General features: G+C 44.3%; 21 protein-coding genes and 1 pseudogene. All 22 read left to right on the top strand.

The window, feature by feature from the left end; translation table 11 throughout:
• Positions 1–112 precede the first annotated feature (112 nt).
• Positions 113–892, top strand: a pseudogene (gene dprA, locus BTO30_RS07705) (DNA-processing protein DprA).
• 214 nt (positions 893–1,106) lie between these two features.
• On the top strand, positions 1,107–3,185 hold the full coding sequence (gene topA / locus BTO30_RS07700; RefSeq protein WP_075398144.1) for a type I DNA topoisomerase: 2,079 nt from the start codon (positions 1,107–1,109) through the stop codon (positions 3,183–3,185).
• Between the two features lie 146 nt (positions 3,186–3,331).
• Positions 3,332–4,636 (top strand): FADH(2)-oxidizing methylenetetrahydrofolate--tRNA-(uracil(54)-C(5))-methyltransferase TrmFO, encoded by a 1,305-nt coding sequence (gene trmFO, locus BTO30_RS07695; RefSeq protein ID WP_075398143.1) that lies wholly within the window; start codon positions 3,332–3,334, stop codon positions 4,634–4,636.
• 61 nt (positions 4,637–4,697) lie between these two features.
• Positions 4,698–5,597, top strand: a complete 900-nt coding sequence (gene xerC / locus BTO30_RS07690; RefSeq protein ID WP_075398142.1) for a tyrosine recombinase XerC — start codon at positions 4,698–4,700, stop codon at positions 5,595–5,597.
• A 13-nt stretch (positions 5,598–5,610) separates the two neighbouring features.
• Positions 5,611–6,153: an ATP-dependent protease subunit HslV gene (gene hslV, locus BTO30_RS07685; protein ID WP_075398141.1), complete on the top strand. Its 543-nt coding sequence runs from the start codon at positions 5,611–5,613 to the stop codon at positions 6,151–6,153.
• A gap of 26 nt (positions 6,154–6,179) precedes the next feature.
• Positions 6,180–7,574 (top strand): ATP-dependent protease ATPase subunit HslU, encoded by a 1,395-nt coding sequence (hslU, locus tag BTO30_RS07680; RefSeq protein ID WP_075398222.1) that lies wholly within the window; start codon positions 6,180–6,182, stop codon positions 7,572–7,574.
• 20 nt (positions 7,575–7,594) lie between these two features.
• Entirely contained in the window at positions 7,595–8,374 is a 780-nt protein-coding gene (gene codY / locus BTO30_RS07675) for a GTP-sensing pleiotropic transcriptional regulator CodY (protein WP_075398140.1), read from the top strand.
• 250 nt (positions 8,375–8,624) lie between these two features.
• Positions 8,625–9,011 (top strand): flagellar basal body rod protein FlgB, encoded by a 387-nt coding sequence (flgB, locus tag BTO30_RS07670; RefSeq protein ID WP_075398139.1) that lies wholly within the window; start codon positions 8,625–8,627, stop codon positions 9,009–9,011.
• The gene (gene flgC / locus BTO30_RS07665) at positions 9,008–9,460 is read left to right on the top strand and encodes a flagellar basal body rod protein FlgC (RefSeq protein WP_075398138.1); all 453 of its coding nucleotides are present in this window, start codon (positions 9,008–9,010) and stop codon (positions 9,458–9,460) included. Before flgB ends, flgC begins: the two co-directional genes overlap by 4 nt.
• A 13-nt stretch (positions 9,461–9,473) precedes the next feature.
• Entirely contained in the window at positions 9,474–9,779 is a 306-nt protein-coding gene (gene fliE / locus BTO30_RS07660) for a flagellar hook-basal body complex protein FliE (protein ID WP_075398137.1), read from the top strand.
• Between the two features lie 37 nt (positions 9,780–9,816).
• Positions 9,817–11,388: a flagellar basal-body MS-ring/collar protein FliF gene (gene fliF / locus BTO30_RS07655; protein ID WP_075398136.1), complete on the top strand. Its 1,572-nt coding sequence runs from the start codon at positions 9,817–9,819 to the stop codon at positions 11,386–11,388.
• An 11-nt stretch (positions 11,389–11,399) separates the two neighbouring features.
• On the top strand, positions 11,400–12,413 hold the full coding sequence (gene fliG, locus BTO30_RS07650) for a flagellar motor switch protein FliG (RefSeq protein WP_075398135.1): 1,014 nt from the start codon (positions 11,400–11,402) through the stop codon (positions 12,411–12,413).
• Positions 12,406–13,167, top strand: a complete 762-nt coding sequence (fliH, locus tag BTO30_RS07645) for a flagellar assembly protein FliH (protein WP_158023575.1) — start codon at positions 12,406–12,408, stop codon at positions 13,165–13,167. Before fliG ends, fliH begins: the two co-directional genes overlap by 8 nt.
• A 3-nt stretch (positions 13,168–13,170) precedes the next feature.
• Entirely contained in the window at positions 13,171–14,484 is a 1,314-nt protein-coding gene (fliI, locus tag BTO30_RS07640) for a flagellar protein export ATPase FliI (RefSeq protein ID WP_075398133.1), read from the top strand.
• A 7-nt stretch (positions 14,485–14,491) separates the two neighbouring features.
• Complete coding sequence (gene fliJ / locus BTO30_RS07635) at positions 14,492–14,938, top strand: flagellar export protein FliJ (protein WP_075398132.1); 447 nt, start codon at positions 14,492–14,494, stop codon at positions 14,936–14,938.
• Between the two features lie 7 nt (positions 14,939–14,945).
• The gene (locus BTO30_RS07630; protein ID WP_075398131.1) at positions 14,946–15,566 is read left to right on the top strand and encodes a MotE family protein; all 621 of its coding nucleotides are present in this window, start codon (positions 14,946–14,948) and stop codon (positions 15,564–15,566) included.
• Positions 15,567–15,620: 54 nt separating this feature from the next.
• Positions 15,621–16,973, top strand: coding sequence for a flagellar hook-length control protein FliK (locus BTO30_RS07625; RefSeq protein WP_075398130.1), 1,353 nt, complete (start codon positions 15,621–15,623; stop codon positions 16,971–16,973).
• A gap of 3 nt (positions 16,974–16,976) precedes the next feature.
• Complete coding sequence (gene flgD / locus BTO30_RS07620; RefSeq protein ID WP_075398129.1) at positions 16,977–17,621, top strand: flagellar hook assembly protein FlgD; 645 nt, start codon at positions 16,977–16,979, stop codon at positions 17,619–17,621.
• A gap of 17 nt (positions 17,622–17,638) precedes the next feature.
• Complete coding sequence (locus BTO30_RS07615) at positions 17,639–18,031, top strand: TIGR02530 family flagellar biosynthesis protein (protein ID WP_075398128.1); 393 nt, start codon at positions 17,639–17,641, stop codon at positions 18,029–18,031.
• Positions 18,032–18,110: 79 nt separating this feature from the next.
• Positions 18,111–19,079, top strand: coding sequence for a flagellar basal-body rod protein FlgG (locus BTO30_RS07610; protein ID WP_075398127.1), 969 nt, complete (start codon positions 18,111–18,113; stop codon positions 19,077–19,079).
• 64 nt (positions 19,080–19,143) lie between these two features.
• Positions 19,144–19,365: a flagellar FlbD family protein gene (locus tag BTO30_RS07605; RefSeq protein ID WP_075398126.1), complete on the top strand. Its 222-nt coding sequence runs from the start codon at positions 19,144–19,146 to the stop codon at positions 19,363–19,365.
• Positions 19,355–19,804 (top strand): flagellar basal body-associated protein FliL, encoded by a 450-nt coding sequence (fliL, locus tag BTO30_RS07600; protein WP_075398125.1) that lies wholly within the window; start codon positions 19,355–19,357, stop codon positions 19,802–19,804. Before BTO30_RS07605 ends, fliL begins: the two co-directional genes overlap by 11 nt.
• Positions 19,805–19,821 lie beyond the last annotated feature (17 nt).

The raw sequence follows: 19,821 nt of genomic DNA, 5'->3' as shown, positions 1-19,821 counted from the left end.
AAAAGGGGGACAAAGAGTGGACGAGACAACGAAACAATTGATTTTGCTTCATTTTTGCAGAGGGACGGGGTGGAAAGACATTTACCGGCTCTTTAAACATGACCCGCAATTAATGCACCTGAAAGAATTAACCCCTTCTCAATTTTCCAGTGTAACAGGGCGCACCGAACTGCAGTCAGCCTCTATATTACAACAGCTTCATTCCCTCACCTTTGAACATATTCTTTCCTCCCTAATGAACGCGGGCGCGCACGTAATTCCAATTTATGATCAGCGCTACCCCGAATCATTAAAAATGCTGCCACAGCCGCCATGGGCATTATTTGCTAAAGGAAATATCGATTTATTAAACGGACAAAAACTGGCGATTGTCGGCTCCCGCCACGGGGATCAATACGGCAGAGAGGTTCTTAAACGGCTTATTCCGCCGCTCGTTGAAAAAAACATCACGATTGTCAGCGGCCTCGCAAAAGGGATTGATGCGTTTGCACACGAGCAGACACTGCAGTCAAAAGGAAATACGATCGCTGTCATTGCAGGCGGTTTTTATCATTTTTATCCGAGGGAAAATATCCGTCTTGCCAATCAAATTGTAAACTGCGGACTCATGTTATCTGAATATCCCCCGTCCACAAAGCCGGAAAAGTGGCAGTTCCCGGCAAGGAATCGAATTGTCAGCGGATTGTAAAAAGGTGTACTGGTTGTGCAGGCCGCTAAAAAAAGCGGATCGCTGATCACGGCATCCTTTGCCCTTGAACAGGGCATAGAGGTGTTTGCCGTACCCGGTCCAATCACGCATCCGCTCTCGGAAGGAGTACATGAACTGATTGCTGATGGTGCGAAAATGGTGCATCAAGCTGCTGATATTTATATGGAATTCGAACCATTTTAAAAAATTCATGCCCTCTTTTTGCAAAAACAGTTGCAATTCCTGCCAATATCATATAAATTTTGCAACAGAATGATTTTTACAAAACATGTCCTGTTTTGTAACATAGAGAGCTTGAAAATGAATGGCGTACACAAGAATCAATTGACAAACAGAGGCAGTACGCATAATAATATGTCTAATTATTCATTTCACCTCTCGGGGGAGGTTTTATCTTATGTCGGATTATTTAGTTATAGTGGAATCCCCGGCGAAAGCGAAAACAATTGAGCGCTATCTCGGGAAGAAATACAAAGTTCGGGCATCCATGGGACATGTTCGCGATCTGCCGAAAAGCCAGATGGGTGTCGATGTGAAAAACAGCTACGATCCAAAATACATTACAATTCGCGGGAAAGGCCCCGTGTTAAAAGAATTAAAAGCAGCCGCTAAAAAAGCAAAAAAAATCTATCTCGCAGCTGACCCGGATCGTGAAGGGGAAGCCATCGCTTGGCATCTGGCGCACTCACTTAACATTGATACGTCGTCAGACTGCCGGGTTGTGTTCAATGAAATTACGAAAGATGCCATTAAAGAATCATTTAAGCATCCGCGGCCGATTAATATGGACCTTGTTGATGCGCAGCAGGCACGTCGTATTTTAGACAGGCTTGTAGGCTATAACATCAGCCCGCTTCTATGGAAAAAAGTGAAAAAGGGCTTGAGTGCCGGCCGCGTTCAGTCTGTCGCGCTGCGGCTGATCATTGATCGTGAAAATGAAATTAAAGCCTTTATCCCGGAAGAATACTGGACCATTGAAGCAGAATTTACAAAAGGGAAAGATTCATTCCAGGCATCCTTTTATGGAATGAACGGCAAAAAAACGAAGCTTACATCTGAAGAAGATGTGAAACAGGTTCTGTCTGCTATTAAAGGCAGCGATTTTATGATCGACTCTGTCACAAAAAAAGAACGCCGGCGTAATCCAGCTGCTCCTTTCACAACTTCTTCCCTACAGCAGGAAGCCGCACGTAAGTTAAATTTCCGGGCGAAAAAAACGATGATGCTTGCGCAGCAGTTATATGAAGGAATTGATCTTGGCAAGGAAGGAACAGTCGGATTAATTACGTATATGAGAACGGATTCAACACGCGTATCGGAAGTGGCACAAACGGAAAGCCAGGAGTACATTATCTCGCAATACGGAAAAGAATACGCAAAAGAGCAGGGACAGAAAAAGGAACCGAAAAAAACGAATGCTCAGGACGCGCATGAAGCGATCAGACCGACAAGTACGCTTCGGGAGCCGTCCTCGCTGAAAGAATTTTTATCACGGGATCAGCTCCGTCTATACAAACTGATATGGGAACGGTTTGTGGCCAGTCAAATGGCGGCAGCGGTTATGGATACTGTAAGTGCCGATATTGTTAACGGAGACGTCATGTTCAGGGCAACCGGTTCAAAAGTAAAATTTCAAGGCTTTATGAAAGTCTATGTGGAAGGCTCGGACGATGCGAAAGAAGAGAAAGAAAACTTCCTTCCGAATCTTGAAGAAGGAGACAGTGTAAAATCGGGTGAGATTGATCCGAAACAGCATTTTACTCAGCCGCCGCCCCGCTACACAGAAGCGCGTCTCGTCAAAACGCTGGAGGAACTCGGTATTGGTCGTCCGTCCACATACGCACCGACGCTTGATACGATTCAAAAACGCGGATATGTGGCACTTGATAATAAGCGTTTTGTCCCGACTGAACTAGGCAGCATTGTGCACGAGTTAATGGTCGAATTTTTCTCTGACATTATCGATGTCGAGTTCACTGTAAAGATGGAACGGGATCTTGACAGCGTGGAAGAAGGCGTGAAAGAATGGGTTGCGGTCATCGATGAATTTTACAAAAGCTTTGAAGGCCACCTTGAAAAAGCCGAAAAAGAAATGGAACAAGTTGAAATTAAAGACGAGCCGGCCGGTGAAGACTGCGAAAACTGCGGCCATGAAATGGTGTTTAAAATGGGCCGATACGGAAAGTTTATGGCATGTAGCAACTTCCCGGAATGTCGAAATACGAAAGCGATCGTCAAAGAAATCGGAGTGAAATGTCCGAAATGTTCAGAAGGTAATATAATAGAAAGAAAAAGTAAAAAGCGCCGCATTTTTTTCGGGTGCGACCGGTTTCCTGAATGTGATTTCTTATCATGGGATAAACCGATTGAGAGATCCTGTCCAAAATGCAGCAAGCTGCTCGTCGAGAAAAAATTGAAAAAAGGCGTGCAGATTCAATGTACGGAATGTGATTATAAAGAACAGCCGCAGTCATAAAGACATAGGGAACTGTCTGGATCGACCATGATTCAGGCAGTTCTTTTATTTTAGAAAAACATTTTTCTTTTTTTCTGAATACAGGTAGTGTACAATGCTAAAGGGATATACAGGTACGTACCTTTACTGGCAGGAGGAAACAAACAATGACTCAAAAGATTAATGTGATCGGCGCCGGCCTTGCGGGAAGTGAAGCCGCTTTTCAAATTGCAGAGCGCGGCCTGCACGTTCACTTATATGAAATGCGGCCGGTTAAACAAACACCGGCTCACCATACAGATCAATTTGCGGAGCTCGTATGCAGCAATTCACTCCGGGCAAACGGTTTAACGAATGCTGTCGGCGTATTAAAAGAAGAAATGCGCCGGCTGAATTCAGTTATTATCAGCTCGGCTGATGCGTGTGCTGTTCCGGCTGGCGGTGCGCTGGCGGTGGACCGTCATGAATTTGCCGGACACGTAACAGAACGGGTGAAAAACCATCCGAACGTAACTGTTATAAATGAAGAAGTGACAGATATTCCTGAAGGCATCACGGTCATTGCCACAGGTCCGCTGACAACGAAAGGATTAGCGGAAAAAATTCAGGCATTAACAGGTGAAGACTACCTGTATTTTTATGATGCGGCTGCCCCAATTATTGAAAAAGACAGCATCAATATGGATATCGTGTATTTGAAATCAAGATACGATAAAGGGGAGGCAGCGTATTTAAACTGTCCGATGAATGAAGAGGAGTTTAACCGTTTTTATGAAGCGCTGATCGCTGCTGAAACGGTGCCGTTAAAAGAGTTTGAGAAAGAGATCTTCTTTGAGGGCTGCATGCCGATTGAAGTGATGGCGAGCCGCGGAAAAAAAACAATGCTGTTTGGTCCGATGAAACCGGTTGGTCTTGAAGATCCACGTACAGGCAAGCGCCCATATGCGGTTGTCCAGCTTCGGCAAGATAATGCAGCGGGCACCCTTTATAACATTGTCGGATTTCAGACACATTTAAAATGGGGTCCTCAAAAGGAAGTCTTGCAGCTGATTCCGGGGCTTGAGAATGCAGAAATTGTCCGTTACGGCGTTATGCACCGCAATACCTTTATTAATTCTCCGAAGGCATTGCTGCCAACCTATCAATTGAAAGACCGGCCTGATTTGTTTTTCGCCGGACAAATGACGGGTGTAGAAGGTTATGTCGAGTCAGCGGCAAGCGGCTTGATGGCGGGTATTAATGCGGCGCGTCTTGCAATGGGCCAAGAACCGGTGACGGCACCGGCGGAAACAGCGATCGGCGGAATGGCTCACTACATTACACATGCAGCGGCGGATAATTTTCAGCCAATGAATGCGAATTTTGGTTTATTCCCTGCTCTTCCGGTGAAAATAAAGAGTAAAAAAGAGCGGTATGAAGCGCTCGCTGAACGTGCTTTAGAAACAATTCAAACTTTTTCGAAAAGTTTGTAAACTTTCTTGCAAGGGCTGCTGGCATGTGTTATCATTTAGTAGCCCTTTCTGAGGTGGTAAAATGTCAAAACTTTTCAATAATTATACACATTCTTATTTTGCTTATTTGCAGATAGAAAAAAACAGCTCTGTACACACGATCAAAAATTATCGTGATGACCTGGAGCAATTTTTTATGTTTATGAATGAACAGCATATTAAAAAAGTTGAGGATGTTACCCATCAAGATGCCCGCCTTTACTTAACCGGGCTTCATGCACAAAAAATGGCCCGCGCCTCTGTTTCGCGAAAAATTTCAGCGCTCCGGGGTTTTTACCGCTTTTTAATGAGGGAAGAGATTGTGATGGAAAATCCTTTTTTAATCGTGCACCGGCCGAAAGGAACGAAAAAACTCCCTTCTTTTTTTTATGAAGAAGAGATGAGGGAATTGTTTGAAACCGTTCAGGAAACGGATGCTCTGTCTATTCGAAATAAAGCATTGCTTGAACTTATGTATGGAACCGGCATTCGTGTAAGTGAGTGCACGGGACTTACACTCACGGATATAGACATCGATCTCGGTATCATTCTCGTGCGCGGAAAAGGCGGAAAAGAACGTTATGTTCCATTCGGGAGCTTTGCGGCTGAAGCCGTGCAAAGCTATGTAGAGTTGAGTCGTCCAACATTAATGAAAAACGCCAATCATTCCATGTTGTTTGTAAATTACCGAGGAGGTCCTTTAACTGTACGGGGGGTTCGTCACATTTTAACGGAATTGATTGAAAAAGCATCCTTATCGGGTAAGATTCATCCGCATATGCTGCGCCATACATTTGCCACCCATTTATTAAACAATGGAGCGGACATGCGGACGGTTCAGGAACTGCTTGGACATACGAGTTTGTCATCGACGCAAATGTATACGCATGTCACGAAAGAACATTTACAAAAAACGTATATGAAACACCATCCGCGGGCATAAAGGAGAGAAATCAATGGAACAATTTCATGCTACAACCATTTTTGCTGTGAAGCATAATGGTTCATCCGCCATGTCAGGAGACGGTCAGGTGACATTCGGCAATGCCGTTGTCATGAAACATACAGCGAAAAAAGTAAGACGGCTTTTTAACGGAAAAGTGATCGCCGGCTTTGCCGGATCGGTTGCCGACGCGTTCACATTGTTTGAACTCTTTGAAAAGAGACTGCAGGAATACAGCGGAAATTTGCAAAGGGCAGCGGTTGAACTTGCAAAAGAATGGCGATCGGATAAAATGCTTCGCCGTTTGGAGGCTATGCTTATCGTGATGGATAAACAGCATTTGCTGCTTATTTCCGGTACCGGTGAAGTCATAGAACCGGATGATGGGATTTTAGCGATCGGCTCAGGCGGTAATTATGCTTTATCAGCAGGAAGAGCGTTAAAGCAGTATGCGCCTCATTTGTCCGCATTCGAAATCGCTGAAGCATCGTTGAAGACAGCGGCGGATATATGCGTATACACAAACCATAACATTGTTGTAGAAGAACTGCAGTGAGGAGTGGAATGATGACAAGTAACGCAATGGAAATGACGCCGCGCCAAATTGTTGAGCGTCTTGATCAATATATTGTCGGCCAGAAAGAAGCAAAGAAAGCAGTTGCCGTTGCACTGCGTAACCGATACCGCAGAAGCCTGCTCGATGACGTCATCCGCGACGAGGTTATTCCAAAAAACATGCTGATGATCGGTCCAACTGGCGTCGGGAAAACGGAAATTGCAAGACGTATGGCAAAGCTGGCCGGCGCGCCGTTTATTAAAGTGGAGGCAACAAAATTTACCGAGGTCGGTTATGTCGGCCGTGATGTGGAGTCAATGGTGCGCGACCTGGCTGAAACAGCTATCCGCTTAGTAAAAGAAGAAAAAATGCAGGCGGTGCTTGAGCCGGCAAAAGCCGCGGCAAACCGCCGTCTTGTGGAACTGCTTGTGCCGTCGCGCAAAAAAGCATCCGGGGTTAAAAACCCATTTGAAATGCTGTTCGGAGGTAGTGCAGAGCAGCAGACGGAGCAAGATGAATTGCCTGAGGACATGTCGATTCAAGAAAAAAGGCGGGTCGCTGCGGAAAAGCTGGCGGCAGGTGAACTTGAAAATGAAGTGATTACCGTTGAAGTGGAAGAACAGCCGCCATCGATGTTTGACTTGTTTCAAGGGTCCGGAATGGAACAAATGGGCATGAACATGCAGGATGCGCTGGGCGGATTAATGCCGAAGAAGAAAAAGAAGAAAAAGCTCGCGGTAAAAGATGCGCGGAAAGTATTGGAGCAGGAAGAAGCGCAAAAATTGATTGATATGGATGAAGTAACGCAGGAAGCAATCAGACGCGCGGAACAAACCGGCATCATTTTTATTGATGAAGTCGATAAAATTGCTGTAAACGGAGGTGCGCAGTCCGGTGCCAATGTATCCCGGGAAGGCGTACAGCGCGATATTTTGCCGATTGTTGAAGGCTCGACGATTGTTACAAAATATGGAGCCGTAAAGACGGATTATATTTTATTTATTGCGGCCGGCGCATTTCATATGTCTAAACCTTCTGACTTAATTCCGGAGCTGCAAGGCAGGTTCCCGATTCGTGTGGAGCTTGAAAAGTTATCAACAGAAGACTTTGTCCGCATTTTAGTTGAACCGGACAATGCACTCATTAAACAATATCAAGCGCTGCTGGCAACAGAAGGCATCCGTGTTGAATTTACAGATGAAGCGGTTCGCCGCATAGCGGAGATCGCCTTTCATGTCAATGGAGAGACGGATAATATAGGTGCACGCCGCCTTCATACAATTATGGAAAAATTACTGGAAGACTTATCATTTGAAGCGCCGGATATCACACTTGAACAAATTACGATTACACCACAATACGTAGACGGCAAGCTGTCCGCTATTTCACAAAATAAAGATTTAAGCGAATTTATTTTATAAGTACACGGAGGAAAAATGAAATGAATCTTTTAGATAAAACTAGAAAAATAAACAAAATGCTGCAAAATGCGGCAGGTAAAACGGTCAATTTTAAAGAAATGGCTGAATCGCTCTCAGAAGTAATTGAAGCGAACATTTTTGTTCTCAGCCGACGCGGCAAGCTGCTTGGATTTGGCGTCAACCAGCAGATTGAAAATGACCGGATGAAACAAATGCTCGTTGAACGCCAGTTCCCGGAGCAGTATACAAAAAATTTATTCAATTTGACTGAAACATCCTCAAACCTTGATGTAAACAGTGAATACACAGCATTCCCTGTTGAAAACAAAGAATTATTTCAAAATGGTTTAACGACCATTGTACCAATCGTTGGTGCGGGGGAGCGGCTCGGAACACTTGTCCTTGCCCGTTTGGAAGAACAATTCCACGATGACGATCTTATTTTGGCGGAATATGGCGCAACGGTTGTCGGTATGGAAATTCTTCGTGAAAAAGCGGAGGAAATGCAGGAAGAAGCGCGCAGTAAAGCCGTTGTTCAAATGGCGATCAGCTCACTTTCTTACAGCGAACTTGAAGCCATTGAACATATTTTTGAAGAGCTTGACGGCAAGGAAGGACTGCTCGTTGCGTCCAAAATCGCAGACCGTGTAGGGATTACACGCTCTGTTATCGTGAATGCACTTCGCAAGCTGGAAAGCGCAGGCGTGATCGAGTCCCGTTCCCTTGGGATGAAAGGAACGTATATTAAAGTGTTAAATGATAAATTTTTGATGGAATTGGAAAAATTGAAATCAAATTAACAGGCAGAAGTACACCGGAAGAACGTTTTGTTCTTCCGGTTTTTTTGTTGAAAAATATTTTGAGATATGATGGGAGTATATGTATAATAAGAAAATAAACAAATATATGACAAAACATGAGAAAAATGAGGGTTTTTTAAAAATTAATGTTAATTTTGTAAAGTATCGTGTCGAAAAATAACTTTTATGTTATATTTCTTAGAGAATGGTTGATTTAACAGTGGAACTTTTATAGATGGAGTGATTAATATTGAAGCTATTTTCAGACTCTATTACCTCTCTGGAGCGAGGCTTGGATTACGCTGCTCTTCAGCAAAAAACGATTGCCAACAATATTGCGAACGCTGATACACCGAATTATAAATCACAAGAAGCGAGCTTTAAAAACGTTTTTTCAGATGCCGTTAGCGCTTTGCAGGCGAATCGGACAGATATACGGCATTTTCAGTTTGATGATCCACAAAATAAAAATATTCTTATAAAAAGAAATATGTCTTATAATGAAAACGGAAATAGTGTGGACATTGATAAAGAAATGTCAGATCTTGCAACGAATCAACTTTATTACAATGCGTTGGCAGATCGTCTTAGCTCGAAGTTTTCATCGTTAACGAATGTGATTAAAGGAGGCAGATAAACATGTTTAATGGAATGAATATTACTGCTTCCGCTTTGACCGCCCAGCGTTTGCGCATGGATGTGATTTCCTCTAATATGGCAAATGTCGATTCTACTCGCGCAAAGCTGGTGGATGGCGAATGGCAGCCATATCAAAGAAAATCTGTTGTTCTACAGCCGAGAGGTGGCTCTTTTGCTTCATTTTTAAGTATGGCGGCAAACCAGCAAAAAGCCGGTAATGGTGTAAAGGTCACAAGAATTGTTGAGGATACTGAAACGCCAAATAAATTAGTTTATGATCCGGAGCATCCTGATGCAAACGAAGATGGATTTGTGAACATGCCAAATGTAGATCCTCTTCGTGAAATGGTTGATTTAATGAGTGCGACCCGCTCGTATGAGGCGAATGTAACAGTATTTAACGCTTCCAAAGCGATGATGACAAAAGCGCTTGAAATTGGAAAATAAGGAGAGAATATGAATGGCAATTGAATCATTATCCGCGGTTTCCCCGTCGTTTGCTCAAACTGGAGGCATAAAAAAAGCTGCCACACCGTATGAAGGACAGCAAAAGTTTGCTGATTTTTTGAAAAATTCACTCAATGATGTGATGAAAAACGAAGCTGAATCGAATGCGCTGACAACAAAAATGATCAACGGTGAAAATGTCGATATTCATCAAGTAATGGCGGCCGCTCAAAAATCAGGCATTACGATGCAGTTAACATTGGAAGTGCGGAATAAAGCCGTTGAGGCATATCAAGAAATTATGCGCATGCAAATTTAAATCATTCGCAGGGCAATGAGGCAACCGGGGGATAGGAATGAACGAGAATATAAAACAACAGCTAGCTAAAATAAAAGAATATTGGAACAGCCGTTCAAAGAAACAAAAAGTGCTTGGTGCCGGGGTGTTTGCTTTTTTTGTCATCGCACTTTCACTTGTTGTCTTTTTTTCAACAAGAACAACCATGGCCCCTTTATACAGCGAGCTTTCACCTTCAGAAATTGGGGCTGTGAAAGAAAATTTGGATGGCCGTGGCGTTGCTTATGAAATCACAGATGGCGGTACAGGCATTCTCGTTCCTGAAGAATCTGTCGATGCCCTCAAAGTAGATCTTGCGGCGGAAGGACTGCCGCAATCCGGCTCGATTGATTACAGTTTCTTTAGCCAAAATGCTGGTTTTGGGATGACGGATAATGAATTTAATGTACTGAAGCTTGATGCCATGCAGACTGAGCTTGCGTCCCTTATTCAAAACATTGATGGTGTGAAAAACGCCAATGTCATGATTAATTTGCCTCAAGAGCAGATTTTTGTAACGGAAGAAGCGGAGCAGGCTTCGGCCTCTGTCGTTTTAAATACAGAGCCTGGCTATCAATTTAATGAAAAACAAATAAAATCTCTTTATCACTTAGTGTCAAAAAGTGTTCCAAACCTTCCTGTAGAAAATATCGTCATTATGAATCAAAACTTTGAGTATTTTGATTTGCAAAATAGCAGCGGATCTTTTGCAGGCGATGCTTACACGCAGCAAATGGCGGTTAAAAAACAAATTGAACGTGATATACAACGTCAGGTTCAAAGCATGCTTGGTACATTAATGGGTCAGGAAAAAGTGGTTGTTTCCGTAACAGCGGATGTAGACTTTACCCAAGAAAACCGGGAAGAAAACCTAGTTGAACCTGTTGATGAAGAAAATATGGAAGGCATTCAGATCAGTGCTCAGCGCATTACTGAAACATATACAGGCGATGCAGCTGGTGCTGGAGGCATTCCGCAAGCTGAAGATCCGGCAGACACAACAACTTATCTCGAAGGCGCAACGGGTACGGGCGATTATGAACGAAACGAAGAAACAATTAACAACGAAGTGAACCGCATACGACGTGAAATTACGGAGAGTCCGTATAAAATTCGCGATCTGGGCATTCAAGTAATGGTCGAACCGCCAACGGCAGACGATCCTAATTCAATGCCTGATCAAAGTGTAGAAGACATTCAGCAAATGCTGGGTACAATTGTGCGGACTTCCATTGATGAAAGCTATAATACGGATTTGACTGATCAAGCGCTGGGAGAAAAGATCGCTATTTCTGTTCAGCCGCTTAATGGAAAAATAACTTTTGAAGAAAACACAGGTCCTGTTATCCCTTGGTGGGTATACGTTATCGGCGGCGTTCTTCTCCTGATCATTGCAGTTCTCGTTTTCTTCATGATTCGAAGACGACGTGAGGAAGAAGAGGAAGACTATGAAGAAGAGCTAGTCGAAGAAATAGAAGATATTTTAACAGAAACAGAAGGCAGTGCACGTCGTAAACAGCTCGAAAAAATGGCAAAAGAAAAGCCGGAAGAATTTGCAAAACTGCTGCGTACATGGCTGTCTGAGGAATAGGAGGATCACAAATGGCTGCACGCGAGAAAAAACTAACCGGGAAACAAAAAGCCGCCATCCTGCTTATTTCCCTCGGGCCGGACTATTCGGCTTCAGTATACAAACATTTATCGGAAGAAGAGATAGAGAAACTGACGCTTGAAATATCCGGTGTCAAAAAAGTAGATACAGAGGTAAAAGAGGAAGTTTTTGAAGAGTTTCATAACATCGCTCTTGCGCAGGACTACATTTCCCAAGGCGGGATCGGCTATGCAAAAACGGTTCTTGAAAAAGCGCTCGGGTCAGATCAGGCGCAAAATATTATTAATAGGCTGACCTCATCATTGCAGGTAAGACCATTTGACTTCGCTCGCAGAGCCGATGCCGGCCAGATTTTAAACTTTATTCAAAATGAACATCCGCAGACGATTTCATTGATTTTGTCATATTTGGACCCGCAGCAGGCCGGCCAGATTTTGTCTGAGCTCCCGCAGGAAGTGCAGGCGGATATTGCGAAGCGGATTGCGATTATGGACAGCACATCACCGGAGATTATTAACGAAGTAGAAGCCATTTTAGAGCGGAAATTAAGCTCGACCGTGACGCAGGATTACACGCAGACAGGCGGAGTGGAAGCTGTCGTGGAAGTGCTCAATGGCGTCGACAGGGCAACGGAGAAAACGATTCTCGATGCGCTTGAAATTCAAGATCCGGAACTGGCGGAAGAAATTAAAAAGCGGATGTTTGTCTTCGAGGATATTGTTACGCTTGATAATCGTTCGATTCAGCGCGTCATTCGTGATTGTGAAAATGAGGACTTGCTTTTGTCATTAAAAGTGTCCAGCGACGAAGTGAAATCTGTCGTTTTCCGCAACATGTCGCAGCGTATGGTTGAAACGTTTAAAGAAGAAATGGAATATATGGGACCCGTTCGCCTGCGTGATGTAGAAGAAGCACAGTCGCGTATCGTCGCAACCATTCGCCGACTTGAAGAGACGGGTGAAATTATCATTGCCCGCGGCGGAGGAGATGATATTATTGTCTAAACTCATTCGGACGGACAATACGGGCTGGGATGAAAAACCAAAACGAATTATTAGTATTAAGCCATTTTTTTCCGCGCCGGAATTAGAAGAAGAAGATAAGACATATGACTTTGAACAGGAACGTTCTGCTGTTATTCAGGAAGCGACGGGTCAGGCTCAAACCATAATTGAACAGGCGCATCTTGAAAAAAAGCGCCTTATGGATGAAGCAGCTGCGTGGCAGGCCGATTGGGAACAAGAAAAAGAGAAAATACAAATGGAAGCTTATCAAACCGCTTTTGAGCAAGGTGCGGTTGAAGGGCGTGAAGCAGGATACAGGGAAATGAGTGCTTTGATTGATGAAGCAAAATATGTGGTTGCATCATCCAAAATTGAGTACGAGAAAAATGTAGAGCGCTCTGAACAAACGATTCTCACTCTCGCTCTTACCTGCTCGGAAAAAATTCTGAGGACAGCATTGGATGACAATGATGAATTATTTATGGGCATCGTTAAGTCGGTCATTAAAGAAGTAAGAGAACAAAAAGAAGTGCAAATTCACGTTCATCCGGCACGCTATGCCTTTGTGGTTTCGCAAAAAGACGAGATTGAAGCACTGTTTCCAGGTGATGTGAATTGCTACATTTTCCCGAACGAAGAAGCAGCAGAAAATGCCTGCTTTGTTGAAACAGCAAGCGGACGTATCGATGCGAGCATTGATACACAGCTGCAGCAGCTTCGAAAAACTTTGATTGACATACTGGAGAGAGAATAATCGATGAAAGCACGCGATTTGCGATCCATCATTCCAACACTTGACTCATTTAAGCGATACGGTCGGGTAAAACGAGTAGTCGGCCTTATGATCGAATCACAAGGACCGGAAAGCTCAGTCGGGGATATTTGTTTGATTCGATCAAAAGATGGAAAAAAGACCATTATGGCAGAAGTGACAGGCTTTAAAGACGAAATGATTATATTAATGCCTTATACAAATATGAACGAAATTTCGCCGGGCAGCCTCGTCGAGACATTAGGGCATCCGCTGCAAGTAAAAGCGGGTCCCGCGCTGATCGGGAAAATTATCGATCCGCTGGGCGAGCCTTTTGATGAAACGGTTTTGCCGAGGACATTGACATTGATTGAAACAGAAGCCGCTCCGCCCAATCCGCTTACGAGACCGCCAATTGAAGAAAAACTTGAAGTCGGCGTCCGTGCTATCGACGGCATGCTCACTGTCGGTAAAGGCCAGCGCGTAGGTATCTTTGCAGGGAGCGGTGTCGGGAAAAGCACACTTCTCGGCATGATTGCCCGCAACACGAATGCTGATTTGAATGTCATTGCACTGATTGGAGAGCGCGGCCGTGAAGTAAGGGAATTCATTGAGCGTGATCTCGGCCCGGAAGGAATGAAAAAGTCCATTGTCGTCGCCGCAACATCTGATCAGCCGGCTTTGATGCGAATAAAAGGCGCTTTTACAGCAACGGCGGTTGCGGAATACTTCCGCGACAAAGGGTTAAACGTCATGCTCATGATGGATTCCGTAACACGTGTTGCGATGGCGCAGCGTGAAATTGGTCTTGCCGTTGGAGAACCGCCGGCGACAAAAGGCTACACGCCGTCTGTTTTTGCCATTATGCCGAAACTGTTGGAGCGGACAGGGACAAATGCAAATGGAACGATTACCGCTTTTTACACCGTGCTTGTGGATGGAGACGACATGAATGAGCCGATTGCTGATGCAGTGCGGGGGATTTTAGACGGCCACATTGTGCTCGACCGGGAACTGGCGAATAAAGGGCAGTATCCGGCCATTAACGTTTTGAAAAGCGTCAGCCGGCTTATGCCGCATATCGTTGACCGACTGCATTATGACTCGGCAGTTGCAGTCCGCGATTCATTAAATACGTATTTAAACTCGGAAGACTTGATTAATATTGGGGCATATAAAAAAGGTTCTTCACCTGAGATTGACCGGGCGATTCAAAATTATCAGCCGATTCTATCTTTCTTAAAACAGCGGACAGATGAAAAGTCAACATTAGAAGAGACAGCGCATGGACTTGTTCAACTGGCAAACAAAGGGGATTGATTGACAAATGGGCTATCAATATAAATTTGATAAAATTATGCAGCTGCGGGAGCGGGAAAAAGATGAGTCAGAGAATACGTTCCGGGAAGCGGTCGGGCAGTTTGAAAAAGAAGCGGAAAAGCTGTATGACTTGTTGAAGAAAAAAGAAGACCTCATTGATGTACAGGAACAAAAAATGAAAACCGGTTTTTCTGTTCTCGACATTCAGCATTATCAGCAATTTATCGGCAACCTTGAAAAGATTATTGACCAGCAGCAGCAAATCGTCATAACAGCGCGCGGCCGAATGCAATGGTGTGAACAGCAGCTGAAAGAGAAAAATATAGAAGTGAAGAAGTACGGGAAAATCCGTACAAAAGACTTAGCACTTTATCAAAAATGGGAAAATGATGAAGAAGCGAAGCGGATGGATGAACTGTCTTCCATTCAGTTTATGAACCGAAAGATTAGGTGAAGGATACATGGCCAGAAAGAAAAAAAAAGCAGCGCCGGTTGAAGTGGAAGAAAAGAAAGGGCACAGCACTTTTCAATGGATTGTTTTTGTCGTCTTTATTCCGCTGTTATTCGCACTGACCATCGCCCTTATTGTCATGACGATCGCCGGTGTAAATGTATTTGAAAAAACAAAAGAAGTGGCGGCAAATATTCCGTATGTATCGGAGTGGGTGGATACGGGATCAGGTCAGGACGGGAAATCAGATAGTGAAAAAGTTGTTGAATTACAGGCTGAAATAAAAAACAAAGAAGCAGAGATAGATAGTCTGCAGGGGAAATTAACTGATTCTGAAAAGAAAATTGAACAGCTTTTAACAGAACAGGATCGCCTGAATGCGGAATACAAACAGCTTCAGCAACAGCAGCAGCAGACTGTAAAAGAAAAAGAAACGCAGCAAACAAGCAATGTCATTAAAACGTATGAAACGATGGATGAAAAAAGCATCGCGGGCATCGTGATTAACTTAACAGATGCGGAAGCCGTAAACATTTTAAAGCAGTTAAGTGTTGAAAAACAGGCGGCTGTTCTGGAACAAGTGGATGCCGTAAAGGCGGCTGAATATACAAAATTATTGTCAAATGAATGAAGAAAAATAGAAACATTTATGAGATAATAAACGAGGCAAAGGAGGTGTCAATAGATGCAGGCTATTTTTGGAACAAACGTATTGCCCGGTTCATCCATTTCATTAGTGGTAAGTACAAATACAGGGCAAAAGACATCTGGAACAGGGTTTAGGCAAATGCTTGGCACAGTACAGCAGGAAATAGGTGCATCGGCTGCATCAATTTCGCCTGTTGAGGGATTTGCCGCTGTATTTGGCTCGTTCGGGGAATCGGCCGATTCCATCATGGATCCAGAACTTGCAAAGATTGCGGAGCAGCTATTAAAAGAAGGGGATATGCCGACGCTGCAGGAGCTTGCCTTTGTTCTTGGAACAGATGCTGAAACATTGATGGGAGCCGTTAAACAAATCGCAGCTTTGTTGACAAATGAAGAGACGACGAAGGAGCTGCCGGAACCTTTACAGGAAGCTTTAAAATCTCTTTTATCGAAACAAGAAGACGATGAAGAGCTTCTTTCGGAGACATTGCCTGTCATGGAACTAGCTGCAGTCATTCACATGCTTTCAGCCAATGCATCACAAATTGTGAAAGAAAGTGATAAGCAAGCAGCAGCAGCAGTTATGAAAGCAGCGCAAATCTTTCAGCAGTTTACATCTCAAACTGCCTTGCAGCATCAACGAACTGTTACGGAGCCGGAAAAATGGCTGCAGTCTGCCTTGCAGCAAGCAGCGAAAGAATCAGCGCTGTCAGATTCGAAACGACAGACAGTCCTTCAAACGGCATTTACCCGCTATGAAGCTTCTGCAAACCACAGCTCATCTTCTGTTCAGCTGAAAGGAGCAGAAACTCCAATAAAGACGAATGAACAATCCGTTTTAGCCGTTAAAGCAGAAACAACTGCACGTCCGGTAATGGGCCAGGATGCGCTTAATCCGGTCGTTCACCAGATGACAAAAACAGAGCAGTTTGCGATGAGTATCAAAGCCGATCCACGCCCGATGAATATGGAACAGTTTATCGAAAAATTCACACAAATTCTCGGGAGTTCAAACTTGGTGAAAACACCAAACAGTACAAAGCTGCTTATTAAGCTTTATCCAGAACAGCTTGGAACATTGCGCATTGAACTATTGCAGCAAAACGGGGTTATGACCGCTAAAATTTTATCATCCACACAAGCGGTAAAAGAGTTGCTTGAACAAAATGCGCAGCAATTAAAAAATGCATTTAGCCAGCAAAATGTGGCAGTCGATAAAATTGAAGTGACGAACCCTGATACGAGACAGCAAATGTTTGAACGCGGCAATCAGCAGGAGCGTCAAAACGGACAAAAGCAGCAAGCTGATCAGCAGCAGCCGAATCAATCAACAGATGAAGATGCCTCTTCATTTGCCGATTTTTTAACGAATATAGAAATCGAGGTGTAATCCATGTCGAAAATTGATCCATCGCTTTATTTAGCAAATAACCCGAAACAAACGAAACAAACGGGAAGCAGCGCGCTTGGCAAGGACGAATTTTTGAAAATTTTAATGACACAGCTTCAAAACCAGGATCCGCTCAGCCCGATGGAAGATAAAGAGTTTATCGCACAAATGGCACAGTTCACATCTCTTGAGCAAATGGTCAATATGACATCGATGATTGAAGAAATGGTACAGGCACAGCAGGCATCGCAAATGATGAATTATCAATCGTTTGTCGGTAAAGAAGTGGTGTGGCATAAAATGACTGACAAAAAGGATGCGGAAGGACAGCCGGTGGTTGAAACAGGCTCAGGCACCGTGGCGTCTATTAGATTTACTGGTGAAAGCGTCCAATTTACATTGACGGATGGAACGATTTTAGAGCCGGGCAATATTTCGGAACTTGTTGGCGGCCTGTCAGGCGGCATCATCAGCTCAAACCCGCTTGTTGAAGCTAGTTATCTTATCGGCCGTACCGTAACATGGGGGGCGGATGGCAGTGAAAAGAGCGCTGCTGTCAAATCGGTTTCCATGAAAGACGGTCAAGTGTGGCTCCAGCTCACAAACGATGAAAAAATTGCGGTATCGAGCTTAACCAAAATCGAATAAAGGCGGGTGAAGGAGAAATGAAACCCATACATCCCATCATCGCAGGCACGTTCCAGCCGCTGGCGCCGGGTAAAAAGCGTGAGGATCAAAAAGGGGCATCAAGTTCTTCATTCAGCGCAACGCTTGAGAAGGCCGTCTCACAGCGTACCTTGCCAAACATCTCTAAACACGCGGAACAGCGCTTAAAAGAACGCGGCATTGCAATCAATGTGACTCAATGGCAGTCCATCGGTGAAAAGCTCGCCGAAGCAAGCGCTAAAGGTGTGAACGACTCCCTTGTCCTGTTGAAAGATGCGGCGCTGATCGCCAGTGCGAAGAACAACACCGTCATTACCGCCATGAACCGCGATGAAGCAGCATCTCACATTTTTACAAACATTAACGGTACAATCGTCATGGACAACCTATAAACACCGGCTGGACCGAAAAGGAAGCCGGCCGTCTGCCGACCGACTGACGCAGACAAATAAGAGAGGGGAAAACACACTTATGTTACGTTCAATGTACTCCGGAATCAGCGGAATGAAAAACTTCCAGACAAAATTAGACGTCATCGGCAATAATATTTCAAATGTCAATACGTATGGGTTTAAAAAGGGACGTACTATTTTCAAAGATATGGTCAGCCAGCAGCTGGCGGGCGCCACTGCACCGACAGCGATTAAAGGCGGAACAAACCCACGACAAGTAGGGCTTGGTGCACAGTTAGCGGCAATTGATACAAATCATACGACAGGATCATTGCAAACAACAGGCCGTACATTAGATTTAGCCATTTCCGGAGATGGATTTTTTCAGGTGGCGGAATCTGCAAATGCTGGCCGAACAGGCTTTACAAATGAAGTATTTACTCGTGCCGGGAATTTTTATTTAGATTCTGATGGATATCTTGTCAATGGCGACGGATTATTTGTCGTGGGGTATGGAGCGAGAGAAAGAGGAACGCCAGCCGTTTATCCTACGCCAAACCAAATTGGAGCTCCTAACCCAGCGCCAACTGCAGCTCAATTACCTCTAACAACTGAAACAATCGCCGGTTTTCTTCCGGAGGATACAGGGAACGGCAATGCAGATATTCCTTATCAGCCAATTCAAATCCCGACTGATGCGCAGAGCATGAGTATCGGGGCGGATGGCACAGTTACATTTGTGGATGCGGCTGGTGTATTACGCTGGGCTGGGCAACTTGTTATAGCTAAGTTTTCCAATCCTGAAGGTATGGAAAAAGTAGGGGGTAATTATTTTCAGCAAACAACGGCTTCCGGCGGAGAAGCACTGGCTGCTCCAGGATTGTCAGGTAATGGTGAAATTGTTGCCGGTACGCTCGAGATGTCCAACGTCGATTTATCTGAAGAATTCACCGAAATGATTGTGGCTCAGCGCGGGTTTCAGGCCAATACACGTATCATTACAACGTCAGATGAGATTTTGCAGGAATTGATGAGTATGAAGCGTTAATAGGTTTATTCTTACTTTTTAATGCGGGGAGGGACAGGGCTGAAACTTTTCAGCCCTGGCATTTATGATTACTGTGACGAGGTTGAACGGCAAGCCGTTTTCGCTTAATGCCATATACATAGAAACGGTCGAAAGCTTTCCCGACACGACCATTACGCTCACAAACGGCAAAAAATATGTCGTGCGTGAGGCGCATGAAGAAGTGACGGCGGGGATTGAATCATTTTATTCGCGCATTTCGCTTCTTGGGAAAGTGAAAGCGGAGGAGGATCATGATGGAGAATGAACAAAAAGCACAGAAAAATAAATTAATGACGATCATGGTTGTGCTGATGGCGGTCATCCTGCTTGCCGGCACCATTGCAGTAGTCGTCATTTTAAAATCATCAAACGGCGGTGCAGCGCAAAAAGGTCCGACCATTGATGAAATACTTGAATCATCGGTCGATATTCCCGAAATGACGACGAATCTGGCGTCAGATGATTTCATTCGCATCTCATTTAAAATTCAGACCGACAGCAAAAAAGCAATGGAAGAAATGACGAAGCGCGACTTCCAGGCGAAAGATATAATCATTCAAAAGCTTTCGGAAATGACGGCGGATGATTTAAAAGGTGAAGCCGGCAAGCAAAAGTTGACGGAAACGCTGAAAACCAACTTAAACAGTATTATGCAGGACGGGCAAGTGAAAGCTGTATACATCACCTCGTACATTATTCAATAAACAGGAAGCGATAGACA

This window comes from Domibacillus antri, assembly GCF_001936625.1.
GTDB lineage: Bacteria > Bacillota > Bacilli > Bacillales > Domibacillaceae > Domibacillus > Domibacillus antri.
Note: the sequence above shows the minus strand (reverse complement) of the source record. Positions and strands in the feature narration are given on the sequence as shown.